A 14,269-nucleotide genomic window follows, 5' to 3' on the forward strand; every position below is an offset into this window, starting at 1 on the left:
TATAAGTAGGTGGTAATCATGGACTTTCAAGTATTATTGTATTATAAATACGTAACAATCGAAGACCCTGAATCATTTAAAGAAGAACATCTCGCTCTTTGTAAGGAGATCGGGTTAAAGGGCAGAATCCTTGTGGCGAATGAAGGGATCAACGGAACCGTGTCAGGAACGGTAGAGCAAACCGAATCATACATGCAGGTCATGAAAAATGATCCTCTGTTTGCGGATACGGTTTTTAAAATAGAGAAATCGAACGAACATGCCTTCAAAAAGATGAAGGTTCGCGTACGTCCAGAGCTCGTTCATTTAAGTTTGGAAGATGATGTGAATCCAAACGAACTTACGGGTAAACATCTATCTCCAAAAGAATGGCTCGAAGCAATGGAATCAGAAGATGTCGTGATTTTGGATGCCCGTAACACATACGAATACGACCTCGGCCATTTTAAAAATGCGATCAGACCGGACGTAGAAACATTCCGCGAGCTGCCACAATGGGTGAGAGAGAACTTTAGTCAGTTTAAAGATAAAAAAGTTCTTACTTACTGTACAGGCGGTATTCGTTGTGAAAAGTTCTCAGGTTTCTTGGTCAAAGAAGGATTCAAGGACGTATCTCAGCTTGAAGGCGGAATCATATCCTACGGCTATGATGAAGAAGCCAAAGGTAAGCTATGGGACGGAAAGTGTTATGTGTTTGATGAGCGGATTTCCGTACCGGTTAACCGAACAGGGGAAGAGGTTGTAGTAGGTAAGTGTTATCACTGCGGAAACCCTGAAGAACGTTATGTGAAATGCGGAAATCCAGAATGCAACGCGCATCTGTTGATGTGTGAAGAGTGTGAGCATGAACATAAACGCTCGTGCAGCACAGAATGCAGAGAACATCCGTGGAACCGTTATATCAAAGAATGTGAAGCAGAAAGCGAAAGTTCTCCTTTGTAGGAGGACTTTTTCTTTTTGAAGAGTGAGTTGATAAATTATGAGTGTACTCTCCAGGAGGATAATGGTTGATATGTACTTTTCAGGGAAACAGAGATAAAGAATTACGTAGTAATCGGATTTTTATACGAGGTAATATGAATTAATTACGTAGTAAATTAATTTTTATCCGTAATCCCCCGAATTGTTATTCCTAATATTGGATGACGTGAAGTAATATGAGATGTAGGGGGAATAATAATGAAAAAAACTTTGAGTTTATGTATTTTAATCTTTGTCAGTCTTTCGTTTTACAGCTCAAGTTTCATAACAACGTTCGATTCGAGTTTAAGAGAGCTTGTTTTAAATTTCCGAAGAGATTGGTTAAATGAAATCGTTCTAGCCTTCACTCACGTAGGGGATGTAAAAGTGCTCGCTGGACTCTGTTTACTAGGTGCAATTGTTCTTTTCATAATGAAAAAATGGAGAAACAGCTTGTTACTGATCGGAAGTATTCTGGTTTCTTATGGTCTGAACTTGCTAGTGAAGTCCATGTTTCAACGGGAAAGGCCACAAGACTTCCGCTTGCTAGAAGAAGACGGATATAGTTTTCCAAGCGGAAATGCCATGGTAGGAACAACGTTTTATTTGTTTGCAGCGGTTCTTCTCTACCAAAGGTTTCAAAAGCCCTGGATCTTAGTTGTAGGTGTTATCCTTCCTTTCTTACTCGGTTTAAGCCGTGTTTATGTCGGTGTTCATTATCCATCAGATATCTTAGCAGGCTTTGCGCTCGGTATTGTAATGGTTATCGCACTTAGCAAACTCACAGACAAACGTGCGAAACAAGTAGAAAGCGTTAACAGAAACAACACAAATACCACTGTATAACATATCAATTATTGTTCGTATTTGGTATAATAAGACGGAATTGTTTACCGAAAGGGTGCAAAGATATGTTACCAATCGTATTTCCAGAGAACAAACTTGAGTACATACCGGCTTTGATTACGCTTGCCCTCTTTACGATTTTTGCTTGGAGAACGGTAGTCTTTTTTAAAAAACATTCTGCAAAAGAGTTAAAGAGAGCACAATTAATAGAAGAAGATTTGTTAAGCCAAGAGCTGAAGAACAAGGACTTATAACGAGTTCTTGTTTTTTTTTGAAAAAAAAATTATATTTCTATGAATAGGTTTTCAGAATTAACCCATACTACATTTAACGGAAAACAAATCAGTTTTTCGTACATATTATCCCAAAGGAGGGAAATCGCATGGCACGTAATAACAGCAACCAAATCGTGGTTCCTGGAGCACAAGGAGCTCTTGACGCAATGAAACAAGAGATCGCTGCTGAGTTCGGAGTACATCTTGGACCAGACACAACTTCTCGTGCAAACGGATCTGTAGGTGGCGAAATCACTAAGCGTCTTGTAGCTCAAGCGCTAGGCGGACTTCGTTAATCAGTAACCTCCTTGTAAGAAGAAACCCGGAATTCGTTCCGGGTTTTATTTTTTTGTCCAAATATAACCCGATACTTCCTCATGAATCATGTATAATGAAAGCGGTGACATACTAGTATTTTGTCGGGGGAGTGGATTTCAATGACAGAGCAGAAAAAATTGGACAGCAAAGAAACAGAAAAGGGACTTCACACGGACTTTATCAATTCAATGACGTATGGTGAGTACCTGAACCTAGATAAGATCTTGTCGGGTCAGAAACGGCTATCCGGTCATCATGATGAAATGTTGTTTATTATTATCCACCAAGTGTCAGAGCTTTGGATGAAGCTCATTCTTCACGAAACGCGTTCAGCAATTTCTTCCATTGAAGATGGAAACCTTCATTCAGCGTTTAAAATGCTTGCGCGAGTTTCTAAGATTCAGTCCCAGATCATCGAATCATGGGATGTACTTTCTACTTTGACGCCAGCAGAATATATGGAGTTTCGCGATAAGCTTGGACAAGCATCAGGCTTTCAATCGTATCAATATCGCATGATTGAATTTGCACTCGGTTATAAGACACCGCACATTTTAGAAATTTACAAAAAAGACGCTGACCTTCACGAACAGCTAACAGCTGCACTTCACACACCAAGTTTGTACGACGTTTCCATTCAGGCACTCGCGAAAGCCGGACTACACATCGACGACGAAGTACTGAACCGTGATGTGACGAAGCGTTATGAATATAACGCATCGGTAGAAGCAGCTTGGCTAGAAGTGTACCGAAATGTAGAGAAGTATTGGGATCTGTATGAATTAGCTGAAAAGCTTGTAGATATTGAAGATTGGTTGCAGCAGTGGCGTTTCCGACATATGAAGACCGTAGAACGCATCATAGGTTTCAAAGTTGGAACAGGCGGATCTTCAGGCGTGAACTATCTTAAGAAAGTATTAGATCAACGCTTCTTCCCTGAGCTTTGGGATCTTCGTACGAGTATTTAACCATTTTCGAAAAAAGCGTGCTGTTCATACAGTACGCTTCTTTTCTTTATTGTATTTATCCTTTTTAAATATCTTTTCAATGCTATAAAAAATTCCACCACAAACCACGCCTATAACAAGTGGTTTTAAGATAAAACTTTGCTCAGCCCAGAACCAATTTATTAGAAATACGATTACGAAAGTTAGTAATGAGTGCATCACCAATTTTATAACAATTCCCCTCCGTTCCTTTTTGTATAAACCTTTAACATAAAATGTAATACAAAATTATATAAAAAGACACAAAAATGGATTAAACTTACAAAATGCAATGTTAAACTTAAGACATAGAAGACTATGTTCTCTTATTTTCAAACTTCTAAAATACCTCATGATAAGGGAGATTCTCTATGAATGAAAACATCATGGTTTTATCTGACGGAAGACAATTAGGATATTCCCTATATGGAGACCTAAAAGGTATTCCATTATTCTTATTTCATGGAACGCCAGGGTCAAGAGTGTGGTTTACAGAAGATGATTCAATCGCTAAAGAATTAGGAATTTTTTTAATTGCTACTGATCGTCCTGGGTACGGTCTTTCAGATAAGAAACATCATTTTAAACTACTTGATTATGCTCAAGATATGGAAGAACTAGCAAAGCATCTAGAGTTAGAAAATTTCTCCGTATTAGGTGTTTCAGGAGGTGGAGCATTTGCTGCAGCTGTTACGTATAAACTTCCCAACCAAGTTGAGGTGTGTATGTTGGTTGGTACGGCAACACCATTTGAAAATGGAAAACCTCCAACAACGATGTCAAAAGAGAATCGAATCGGTTTTTATATGACGAAGTACTGTCCGTGGTTACTTAAGCAATTAGAAAAATCAAAGAAAAAATTGATCGATCAGAAGCCAGAGTTGTACATAAAAAATTTGAAAAAAGGTGGTTCTTATCTCTCAGATTGGGACAACAATATGCTTCAAAGGGATGAAGTTCTTGAAAATGGAGTGCTCCATTCTAAGGAAGCTTACCTACAAGGAGTAGATGGAGTAATCGATGAGAGCAAATTATTAACGAAAGACTGGGGATTTAAAGTAGAGGAGTTAACAAGACCTGTGATCGTTTGGCACGGTGAGAAAGATACATTTTCATCTTTCATTGAGGTTAGAAACATGGCTAACATGATTCCTCAAGTAGAAACCCATTATCTAGAAGAGGCTGGACATTTTTTAACTGAAAGTGACGAAGTTTGGAAGTCCATTTTAACTAGCTTTAAAGAATCCGTTTTTAAGTCCTAACAGGCTTTAACGATAGACATGAGTAGATTGGGGGAAACTACTTGAAAAAGCAGATAGTAGCGGCCATTTTTGGAGGATGTATAGGTGCCATTCTAGGGGTTATTGCTTATAACAATAACTGGCTAGGTTAACGTAAATACCAATATTGAAGTTATCTTTAAGAACCGGCCATGTAAGTGATATTGAAGGTTATTCGTTCACGATGAATGCTAACTATGTTACGCTCATATCATCAAAATTTTTCCATTTATGTAGTCCATTTCAAAAGATAGTTTGTACATAAAGGATGTAAGGGATAGGAGAGCAAAAATTTGAATTCAAACAGAAGTATGGTTGTTGTGGGATTAATCCTAATGACGATTGTTTCATTTTCTAATCTTGTTGGGGTTAATATTGCAGGGTTATCAGTAATTTTGGGTATTACGTTTTTCTTTATCCATAGAAGATTTGGTAAGAGAGATACAGATGGGTTAGACATTAAAGCGATACGTACATATTTAAAACAGAAAGCAATATGGTTTTGGATTGCTTTACCTTTAGTGATGAACATCATTTGCTTTGCTTTAGCAGCTCTTTCTTACCAGAATTCATTGACCATATTCATAATAGAACACAGTTTGTAATCTCTTTTGATAAATTATTGTTGCTCGTCTTACAACTTGCAGTTTTAGCATTAGGGGAAGAAATTGCATGGCGTGCGTTTTTCCAAAATCAATTAAGTAAGTATATACCTATCATTCCCACGATCATTTTGACTTCAATTATATTCTCGCTCGGCCATTTCGCAGTTGGTAATGCTGTTGTGGTCAGTTATGATATTTTCTTCATTTTCATCAACAGTGTCATTTATGGCGTTATTTTTTATAAAACGAACAATGCTTGGATTAGTGCAATTTCACATTTTATAGCAAATGTGTTTAGTATAATACTCATATCTTTTTTTATATTTTAGAAAGATAATAATTAATGGAATAATCGTTCAATTTACTAACTGAACATAAACAGACATAATGGTTCATTACGGTTAAAATTGACGTTTCAACTACATGGCAAAACGAACTAAACGTTTATAATTGTTATACCACTTTACATAGGAGGAACTTTAATGAATTCTATCAATCTACTTATCTTAAATTTGAATGAAGTAAGAAGAAGGAGTATTAAAGTTTGGACATCTATTCCTCAAGAAAAGCTTCATTGGAGACCCGACTCTGATGCAATGAGTTGTTTAGAAATGATACGTCATGTCTTAGAAAGTGAGCATTATTATCACTTGGCCATTAAGAATAGAGGTAGTTTAGAAAGCTTTGAATCTCCCTTTGAAAACAAACCATATACCACTGTGAAAAACGAATTGATATTTGCCGAACCATACCGAAATGATTTTATACATACTATACAGTCATTTTCTGAAGAAGATTTATCAGAGATAAAAATCGATCGTTCAGAATCAGGCTACATACGAGATCTAGGAGATATGCTGCTAAGGATTGCTTATCATGAGTCTGTTCATACTGGGCAATTATTGGATTACTTAAGGTCAGCAAATGTCCCTCGAATAAGAGTATGGGATTGAAGATAGAGGGATAAAGGGTAACGGGTTCTCATTTGAGTGAGAAAACAAGAAAAAACAAGCTAAATCGCCTATCAATTAGCACTATAAATCGCAACTGAATGCGTTGTGGTTTTTTCTTGGTCTTTAAGGGTTTTGATAAAAAAACATCACTTTATCACCTCGATCAGCACCTCATTTCGCACACTTTTAGCAAAAAGATTAAACGGCGGTTAAATTGAATACATAATAAAGTTAAAACGTACTGTCTTTATTCCACAAACGTGCAGGATAAAGTAGGTATAATACTAAGAAAGTAGAATAGAGGTTATTTAAATGAAAGTTGAAGTAGTCAGTTTTTCGGAAAAACCAATAAAAGCTACTGAGCTTATTACTCTTTATAGTAATGCTGGTTGGTGGGAAGAAAGAAATGAAGAAGATATAGAAATAATGTTAAAACAAGTAATCTCAGTTGGTGCTTGGAGAAATAACATTCTTATAGGTTTTGCAAGAGCTGTATCAGATGATAAATTTAGAGCTTACATAGAAGATTTTGTGATACATAAGGATTTTCAAAAATCAGGGATCGGAACAAAACTTGTATCAAAGTTGTTAAATGAACTTTCACACATTGACGTTATTAGCTTGTTTTGTGAAGAAAATTTAATTCCGTTTTATGAAAAGAATAACTTCAAATATAGTAAATCTCAATTTGTGATGCACAAGAAATAAAAATGTATGGTCATCAACAAATCGGGTGCATCTCTTTAGGAAGAGATGTACCTTTCTAATGAACGATAAAGCGTAGACTTGAAAATAATAATACATAGAGGTAATAAAGTTAAAGATTCAACGGTGCGTTTTTAGCCACTCATCAAAAACTGAATATAAACCTAAGAGATTTGGGACAAAGGAAAGTATTTATTCTAAGCAATTGCCTCATTTTAGATTCTTAGTTTTTAATGATGAAAATTTATTGGGCTATTTTTCTTTAAATGAATATTGAAAAAATCTAAATGACCAGACAAACTATTTATTTCATCTGCAAATGGGCTTACTAAGTACGATTTTCACCTCAAAAAGAGAACCTTACAAGTAAAGAGGATGTATTTTTTTATTTCGTTTTATTGATGTATCAATAAAACATCCAATTATTTAAACACATGAACCAAAACGCCGCAAAAAGTATATGATGGATAATCTCTCTAGAACCTGAAGAAAGAGGTGCATGTTTGAAGATATACTTTTGGTTTTTCTTGTTGATTTCCACCTATAATTTTCTGTGGATTGATATGAGCAATTTCCGTGAGTTAATGAATCTTATCATAACTGTGATAGGTCTTTTAGGTATCTACGGATATGTTTACAAAAAAGAAATCTTTCGAAAGAGCTTTTGGAGAATTTTCTTTGTATTTGACCTTCTCTATACGATGGGCTTCATGTTAATGGTTTCGAAAGAGAAATACATGCGAATATACATGCGAATTCATTCCAATGATGAATTCATATTTGCTTCATTAGTGGTTTTGATCTTTCTCTTCGTCTATTTCAGAACCCTCTATAAATACGCATTCAAGGAAACAGGTAAATAACTAATGAGAAGAGTACCGCAAGCTGGGTACTCTTTATAAAATTTTTGAGAATTACAAAATCCACCCGTTAAGAACCATCCCTATGTTTATGACAAAATGAAACAGGATCGCGGGATATATACTCTTTGTCTTTAACACCACCAAAGCATAAAATAGCCCTCCAAATGAAAAGGATAAACTCATTAAAAAAGGAATGCCGATGGATAGGTGTAACAGCCCAAACCCGATGCTAGTAACGGTAACGGCATAAAAGGTTGAAACGTAGTTTTTTAAAGATGATAACAATAGCCCTCTCCAAAGTAATTCCTCCAGTACAGCATTAATCAGAGAAAAGACCAGTGCAAAGATAAGAAGAGATTGCGAAAAACTTTTACTCTCCATAAAAAGGAGGGGGAAGAATATGGTCATTGATCCTAATAAACCAAACCCTAAAAAGGTTAAAGTCTTAATGGTATGATTAGGAAAATCGATTCGACTATTCCAGTTTGGCATCACCGTATAAAGTTTTACTACTTCTTTAGTCCTTCTAATAGAGATAACTGTTCCTAGTATTAGAACGAATAAGAGGCTCCGATTTAGCACAATCTTTGCTTCTTTAGAAATCCTAAACTGAGCGATTACGTCATTTCCTAAAATGAATAATACAAACCCAGACAAAAAGAAGACGAAGAGGGATACGGTAGGTCGATGTTTAAAGTTAATTCTATAGAGTACAAACAAAGATAATACTGAGAGCATACCTAAACTGAACATCCTGTACGAAAAAAAGAGTATGCCTAGAAAAAATAAGCATGTTAAAGAAATGAGTGCATAATTATTTTTCACGAGTTGTATAACGGATCTCTCCTTTATCAATACAAACAAAATCTTCAAGTACATATATTTCTACATTTTTTTACAAAAAACCTTCCTAAATTTAACACTTCAGTTACTTATCAACTTTTTTCTTAGCGTGTCGATGGATCTTAAAGGTCTATTTATAAAGCGATAGTACAGACTCTCCAATTACTTTTACCGATTCTATCAATGAGGAAGGAGAAATAATTTTCATCTGATTTCCAAACCCAATGATATAAGATGCAGCTTCTTGCTTTGTATCAAAGGTCAGTTTTACGGGAAACCATCCGTTTTCATTCGGTGAATCCATACTCACAACTTGTGCAAAGCGACCGCTAAAGGATAAGCGTTCTATAATTGATGGAGATGCTTCCACTTCAACTTCGAAAACAGGTAAATTTCGAACAAAATTCTGTTTCGATTCAGCCCAGAAATCAGCAAGTTGAAAATCAGCTGGTCTGATGAATGTTTCATTCAACAACACAGCTGACTTTATTCGAGATACTCTAAAATTTTTGATCTCTTGATTCGATACCGCAATCAGGTACCATGTACGTCCTTTTGCGACGAGCCCTAATGGTTCTACGATTCTCTCTGATGAATCCTTGTTTGCTTTTTCGTAAGCAATACGTATTTTACGATCTTCCCATAGTGCTTGCTGTAGCTGATTAAGTGCAATCGATTCGTGCTTGGATTGTTTCCAAGGATCTATATCAATATGGATTCTGTTCCATAAGTTATCCGCTTGTGATTGTAGTGTGTTTGGAAGAGCGGCTAACAGCTTTTGCCGTGCTTCTTTCCAGTCTTTTGTATAGCCAAGATCACTTAGAAGCTGAAAAGAAGGGGAAAGAAACAACGTTTTTAATTCGCTGTCTTTCAATCCAGTTAAGCGTGTTCTGTACTGATCCACAAGCCGCCATCCACCGTGTTTGCCTCGATCAGCTAGTACAGGAATTCCTGCAACACTTAACGCTTCCATGTCACGGTGGATCGTTCGCTCTGTTACTTCTAATTCGTTGGCTAATGCCTTTGTTGTCATTTTTCCATGATTCTGTAACAACAATAAGATGCTGATTAATCGGTCTGCTCTCATCTATTTACTCCTAATTTTTAATATGACATTGGATGTCACCTTTTAAGGTTAAACTAAAGATAGATCAAAAAAGGAGTGAATGCAAATGAAACCTTTAGAAGGAAAAATTGCACTAGTAGCCGGAGGAACTCGTGGAGCAGGACGCGGGATTGCGATGGAGTTGGGAGCAGCAGGAGCGACTGTCTATATCACGGGCAGAACGACACGTAACTCGGTATCTGAATACAACCGCCCAGAAACCATTGAGGAAACAGCAGAATTAGTAAACGAACTAGGTGGCATTGGAATCCCAGTTCAAGTCGATCATCTTGTAGCAGAACAAGTTGAAGCTTTAGTAAAACGTATTGAAAAGGAACAAGGTAGACTAGATATTCTAGTGAACGATATTTGGGGCGGAGAGAATATCATTGAATGGAGTACACCTGTGTGGGAACATTCCCTTGAAAAAGGATTGCGCATGCTACGTCTAGCTGTTGATACTCATCTCATTACAAGTCATTACGCGCTTCCCTTGTTGATAAAGAACGAAGGCGGACTCGTGATCGAAATGACAGATGGGACAAAAGAATACAATGAGAACAATTATAGAGTGTCCATGTTTTATGATTTAGCCAAAACGTCTGTTATTCGTATGGCCAAAGCTTTGTCACATGAACTATCACCGTATAAGAGTACAGCGGTTTCCGTGTCACCCGGCTGGATGCGTTCAGAAATCATGCTTGAAGTATTCGGGGTGACAGAAGAAAATTGGCAAGATGGCATTAAGAAAGATCCGAACTTTGCCATATCTGAAACGCCTCGTTATGTTGGAAGAGCCGTAGCAGCATTAGCGATGGATGATAACCGACATGAACTAAATGGACAATCTTTCTCTAGCGGAGACCTGGCTAAGAAATATGACTTTTATGATTTAGATGGCTCACAGCCTGATTGTTTCCGATATTTGGTGGAAGTCGTCGAGGCAGGTAAGCCAGCGGATGTAGAGGGATATAAGTAAGAACCGAGCTATTCTTCCAAAAGGAGAATAGCTTTTCTATTTCGCAATTCAGCACCAATGAAACCATATACAGGATAAATATGGAATGATACACTTGAAGAACCTTCCCAAAAACACGATTCATGCTGTTTTTTAGAAGAGTACATGATGCAGGAGTAGTTGCCATTAAGAAATCCTATTTTTATTTTGTTATAGTCGATTCATCGGCTCTCAAATTCAGATAGGAGTGTTGGTATGATTGAAATACGTACAGAAAGATTACGGATGATTCCTTTGTCCACAGATCACTTGAGATTACTAACTAATGATCAAAACCAATTGGAAATAAACTTATCACTTCAGAAATCGAAAAGTAATCTAAGTCAAGAATTGAAGAAAGCAATGGAAGTTAGATTTTCAAAGGCTTTATTAGATGAACAGAATTATATTTGGTATACAAACTGGATTATGGTATCTAAAAACATGAATGAAATCATCGGAGGCATTATGCTTAAAGGGACTCCAAATGATGAGGGTGAAGTAGTGATAGGGTATTATACGCACCCTGAACATCAAGGATATGGTTACATGACTGAAGCCATTCATGGTATGAAAGACTGGTTGTTGAATCAGACAAATGTTCGTTATGTGATTGCTGATACAGAAAAAGACAATATTGCGTCGCATAGAGTATTAGAAAAAACAGGTGCAGAACTTTATCAAGAAACAGGAGAATTGTTTCTTTGGAGGTATGCTTAATTCATAGTTCTTTGAGGGGTAAAATTATTGGTTATATAATGGGATGAAAGAAGTTACTTTGTTTAGCGTTCTTACAATAATATTAGTTTTGGTTGCCACACATTTTTTTAATCAGTACATTCCAGAGCATCAATACCCAGCTCTATTTAAATTCCTAAAGAACATATAGATTTTTGAAGGACCTGATGAGCAGATATCCTGACCATTAGATAGAGCGGCGTTAATCCAAAGGGGATTAACGCCTTTTTTGCATTAATATCTAGCAGGATTGAATGGGCAGTGTGATAGGTGTACAAGCACTTTCTACTTGATTTCATAGAATATATGAATCGAAGGTATTACCTTCGGGAACTAAGGGGGGATTAGTTATGGGTTGGATTGGAAATAATTCAGGTCATCATTCTTGTGGGTGTAACCAGCGCGTTGAACGTGAGCGACATGAATGTGCATGTAACAAGCATGTTGAACGTGAACATCATGAATGTGGCTGTCACAAAAAAGTAAAACTTCGTCAGACTGAAGGTCAGTTAAGAAGATAAATGTGTAGCAGATGCAATTGGGCTCAATATAGAAATGATGATGCTTGGAGAAGACTTTGTAGAAACAGAGTAGAAAGTGTTCGAGTGGTTTCAGATGCTCCATACTGTGCTTTGCGCAATCGATTAGGCAATGGAAATGGTCAATAATAGCAAAAATTAAAAAAGAAAACGAACAAACACTGATGTAACAAGAAGTGGACCTTATCACTAAGGTCCTTTTTTGTTGCGGAAGATGCTTAGCTATTCTCGCTTAGGTCACAAATTTCTCTTTCAATCAGAAACACGGATAGTTCAAATGCTTCTATACGTCTTTGCGCTAAGGTGATCTGAGATTTATACCGGTTTGGATTTTCTTTACCCTTCAGTGTTTTAACGGTTTCTTTTAGTTTATGAATGGTTGAGTCAAGTTGTCGTTTAGCTTCAACTAAGTTCGTTCGTGTAATCTCCATAGGTATTCACCCCTTCAAATTTCTTGAATAAGTAAGTATACCAAACTTTTGTAAGGCGATAATGTGGAAGAATGAGCAAATAGGAGTTGTATATCTTGATATATATTTATAATGATTATGGCGGAACACATACTACATCATTAGCAGCCGCTTACCATTTGAAAAAGTTACCTTCACATACGAAGCTTACAAAGAAACAGATCTTACATGTACCCTATTTCAACAAACTGAAAACATCAGATATGGGGAAGATGATTTTTCATGGTGAGGATGAGGATGGCCATTCTGTTTACACAGTAGGACGTGGAAACTCTAAAATCTTCGTACCTGGTTTAAAAGAACTGTTCGATATCTTACAAAAGAAAAATGGAACAGAGGAGAAACTCATCTTCTCAAATACATCACCTACTGTTCCACTATCCATGACCTTTGGAGGATTGTTCTCAAGAAGGTTAGGCATTGATTTTATAGGAGTTCCTTTACTTGTAAAAGGTGCAAAACAAGCTTCTGCTCAAATTGAATATCTGGTTGAGCATACGAAAGAGATGGCAAAAAACACGACAGAACAAGTCCTGATCATAGATAACGAGAAGAAGTTGCTAAACGCCAGTTCATCTTAATTTTTGTATCTCTCTAAAGACACCTGATAAGTTAGGTGTCTTTTTAGTGATGTGAATTAAGAAAATAAGGGAAACAATAGCTTACCAATCCAAACAGCAAAAAGTATCCAGATTATAATAAAAAGAATACCAACAAACCAATTCTTAGGTTTACCGTTTTTCTGGATATGTTCAGCCATTGTTCGATTCTCGTCAATGATGTAATCGGGTATGAGTTTTAAAGCAAGAGAGATTCCAAGCGGAACAAGGATTAGATCATCGAGATATCCTAAAATCGGAATGAAATCTGGGATTAAGTCGATCGGACTAAAAGCATAAGCAACCACACAAATGGCTACGATTTTAGCTACTAAAGGAGTTCGAGAATCTTTGTAAGAAAGGTAAAGAACAAAAATATCTTTTTTTAGTTTCTGTGCATAGTTTCTTAATTGATTCAATGTGCTCATTAGAAACCACCATTTTCTTCTTATTATAGATTCACTACTACTACGGTACAAGTTGTTCGATTACAAATTAGCCGTGATCTTAAAGCTATCTTCTTTAAGAAGGAGATGTGTGCTTTGTATTGAATTCAAAGTTGTACCATCTAAAGATGAAACGGAGGTTCTTAACATGAGTGACTTGAAGTTAATAGAAACCTACAAAAGCTTTCTGCAAAACTATTCACAAGAACAATTAAGGTATATACCTGAACAAGGGGTTTGGTCGGTTGGACAAATGTATGACCATTTGATTGTTGTAGCCCATGAATATCTCGATTGTGTAGAAGATTGTGAGAAAGCTGATGATGAGGAACATCAAGGAAAGAGCGAGTTCGGAGAATATTTATTTAACATTGGTTGCTTTCCTCCTATTAAAATTAAATTGCCGGAAGAACTAGATGCCCCACCGGACAATTCAAAATCGAAAGAAAAGATAATAGAAGAGATCGATCAGCTAATGAATAGAATGAGAGAATTAGAAACACGAGTAGAAAAGATAAATCCCCAATATAAAATGAAGCATGGTGGCTTTGGATGGCTGAATGCTCAAGAGTGGTTAGCTCTAGTAGCTATGCATTTTCGTCATCATCTTCGGCAGAAGTATGAGCTAGATCAGAGACTTGAAAAGATAGGAGTTTTGTCTAGGGATTAGTTCGTTTATTTCATAAGCTATGCTTTGTAGTATATAAGGTAATGCGTGCAAAATCATGATTACGGGTAAAT

General features: G+C 36.5%; 19 protein-coding genes. 15 read left to right on the forward strand and 4 right to left on the reverse strand.

Annotated elements, in window-relative coordinates; translation table 11 throughout:
• The first annotated feature begins 18 nt into the window (after positions 1 to 18).
• The 10 genes from trhO (at position 19) to ACFS5O_RS12545 (ending at position 6,931) form a co-directional block, all read left to right on the forward strand.
• Positions 19 to 942, forward strand: coding sequence for an oxygen-dependent tRNA uridine(34) hydroxylase TrhO (gene trhO, locus ACFS5O_RS12500; protein ID WP_205726591.1), 924 nt, complete (start codon positions 19 to 21; stop codon positions 940 to 942).
• 237 nt (positions 943 to 1,179) lie between these two features.
• Positions 1,180 to 1,806: a phosphatase PAP2 family protein gene (locus tag ACFS5O_RS12505; protein WP_205726590.1), complete on the forward strand. Its 627-nt coding sequence runs from the start codon at positions 1,180 to 1,182 to the stop codon at positions 1,804 to 1,806.
• A 65-nt stretch (positions 1,807 to 1,871) separates the two neighbouring features.
• Complete coding sequence (locus ACFS5O_RS12510) at positions 1,872 to 2,060, forward strand: hypothetical protein (RefSeq protein WP_066395384.1); 189 nt, start codon at positions 1,872 to 1,874, stop codon at positions 2,058 to 2,060.
• A 128-nt stretch (positions 2,061 to 2,188) separates the two neighbouring features.
• Entirely contained in the window at positions 2,189 to 2,377 is a 189-nt protein-coding gene (locus ACFS5O_RS12515; RefSeq protein ID WP_066395381.1) for an alpha/beta-type small acid-soluble spore protein, read from the forward strand.
• A gap of 141 nt (positions 2,378 to 2,518) precedes the next feature.
• Complete coding sequence (kynA, locus tag ACFS5O_RS12520; protein WP_066395379.1) at positions 2,519 to 3,367, forward strand: tryptophan 2,3-dioxygenase; 849 nt, start codon at positions 2,519 to 2,521, stop codon at positions 3,365 to 3,367.
• Between the two features lie 389 nt (positions 3,368 to 3,756).
• A complete protein-coding gene (locus ACFS5O_RS12525) occupies positions 3,757 to 4,647 on the forward strand; it encodes an alpha/beta fold hydrolase (RefSeq protein ID WP_205726589.1) in 891 nt (296 codons plus the stop codon).
• Positions 4,648 to 4,958: 311 nt separating this feature from the next.
• A complete protein-coding gene (locus ACFS5O_RS12530; protein WP_205726588.1) occupies positions 4,959 to 5,270 on the forward strand; it encodes a hypothetical protein in 312 nt (103 codons plus the stop codon).
• Positions 5,162 to 5,599 carry a CPBP family intramembrane glutamic endopeptidase gene (locus tag ACFS5O_RS12535; protein WP_379839192.1) on the forward strand — a complete coding sequence of 146 codons (438 nt, stop codon included), beginning with the start codon at positions 5,162 to 5,164 and terminating at the stop codon, positions 5,597 to 5,599. Before ACFS5O_RS12530 ends, ACFS5O_RS12535 begins: the two co-directional genes overlap by 109 nt.
• 153 nt (positions 5,600 to 5,752) lie before the next feature.
• A complete protein-coding gene (locus tag ACFS5O_RS12540) occupies positions 5,753 to 6,223 on the forward strand; it encodes a DinB family protein (protein WP_205726586.1) in 471 nt (156 codons plus the stop codon).
• 312 nt (positions 6,224 to 6,535) lie between these two features.
• Positions 6,536 to 6,931: a GNAT family N-acetyltransferase gene (locus ACFS5O_RS12545; protein ID WP_205726585.1), complete on the forward strand. Its 396-nt coding sequence runs from the start codon at positions 6,536 to 6,538 to the stop codon at positions 6,929 to 6,931.
• A gap of 911 nt (positions 6,932 to 7,842) precedes the next feature.
• Here ACFS5O_RS12545 and ACFS5O_RS12550 read toward each other — a convergent pair.
• Positions 7,843 to 8,670 (reverse strand): CPBP family intramembrane glutamic endopeptidase, encoded by an 828-nt coding sequence (locus tag ACFS5O_RS12550; protein ID WP_379839195.1) that lies wholly within the window; start codon positions 8,668 to 8,670, stop codon positions 7,843 to 7,845.
• Between the two features lie 94 nt (positions 8,671 to 8,764).
• Complete coding sequence (locus ACFS5O_RS12555; protein WP_205726583.1) at positions 8,765 to 9,721, reverse strand: helix-turn-helix transcriptional regulator; 957 nt, start codon at positions 9,719 to 9,721, stop codon at positions 8,765 to 8,767.
• A gap of 85 nt (positions 9,722 to 9,806) precedes the next feature.
• On the opposite strand from ACFS5O_RS12555, the gene ACFS5O_RS12560 reads away from it, so the two are divergent.
• From ACFS5O_RS12560 to ACFS5O_RS12570, 3 genes are all read left to right on the forward strand, one after another.
• Complete coding sequence (locus ACFS5O_RS12560; RefSeq protein WP_205726582.1) at positions 9,807 to 10,718, forward strand: SDR family oxidoreductase; 912 nt, start codon at positions 9,807 to 9,809, stop codon at positions 10,716 to 10,718.
• Positions 10,719 to 10,952: 234 nt separating this feature from the next.
• A complete protein-coding gene (locus ACFS5O_RS12565) occupies positions 10,953 to 11,456 on the forward strand; it encodes a GNAT family N-acetyltransferase (protein ID WP_205726581.1) in 504 nt (167 codons plus the stop codon).
• Positions 11,457 to 11,824: 368 nt separating this feature from the next.
• A complete protein-coding gene (locus ACFS5O_RS12570; protein WP_205726580.1) occupies positions 11,825 to 11,995 on the forward strand; it encodes a hypothetical protein in 171 nt (56 codons plus the stop codon).
• Positions 11,996 to 12,231: 236 nt separating this feature from the next.
• Here the strand turns inward: ACFS5O_RS12570 and ACFS5O_RS12575 are convergent, their stop codons facing one another.
• Positions 12,232 to 12,444, reverse strand: coding sequence for a hypothetical protein (locus ACFS5O_RS12575; protein ID WP_205726579.1), 213 nt, complete (start codon positions 12,442 to 12,444; stop codon positions 12,232 to 12,234).
• A 95-nt stretch (positions 12,445 to 12,539) separates the two neighbouring features.
• Between ACFS5O_RS12575 and ACFS5O_RS12580 the strand changes: the two genes are divergently transcribed.
• Positions 12,540 to 13,064 carry a DUF3189 family protein gene (locus ACFS5O_RS12580; protein WP_205726578.1) on the forward strand — a complete coding sequence of 175 codons (525 nt, stop codon included), beginning with the start codon at positions 12,540 to 12,542 and terminating at the stop codon, positions 13,062 to 13,064.
• Positions 13,065 to 13,120: 56 nt separating this feature from the next.
• Here ACFS5O_RS12580 and ACFS5O_RS12585 read toward each other — a convergent pair whose 3' ends face one another.
• Complete coding sequence (locus ACFS5O_RS12585; RefSeq protein WP_205726577.1) at positions 13,121 to 13,510, reverse strand: YkvA family protein; 390 nt, start codon at positions 13,508 to 13,510, stop codon at positions 13,121 to 13,123.
• A gap of 166 nt (positions 13,511 to 13,676) precedes the next feature.
• On the opposite strand from ACFS5O_RS12585, the gene ACFS5O_RS12590 reads away from it, so the two are divergent.
• Positions 13,677 to 14,198 carry a DinB family protein gene (locus ACFS5O_RS12590; RefSeq protein ID WP_205726576.1) on the forward strand — a complete coding sequence of 174 codons (522 nt, stop codon included), beginning with the start codon at positions 13,677 to 13,679 and terminating at the stop codon, positions 14,196 to 14,198.
• Positions 14,199 to 14,269 lie beyond the last annotated feature (71 nt).

Source organism: Fictibacillus nanhaiensis (assembly GCF_042686385.1).
GTDB classification, from domain to species: domain Bacteria; phylum Bacillota; class Bacilli; order Bacillales; family Fictibacillaceae; genus Fictibacillus; species Fictibacillus nanhaiensis.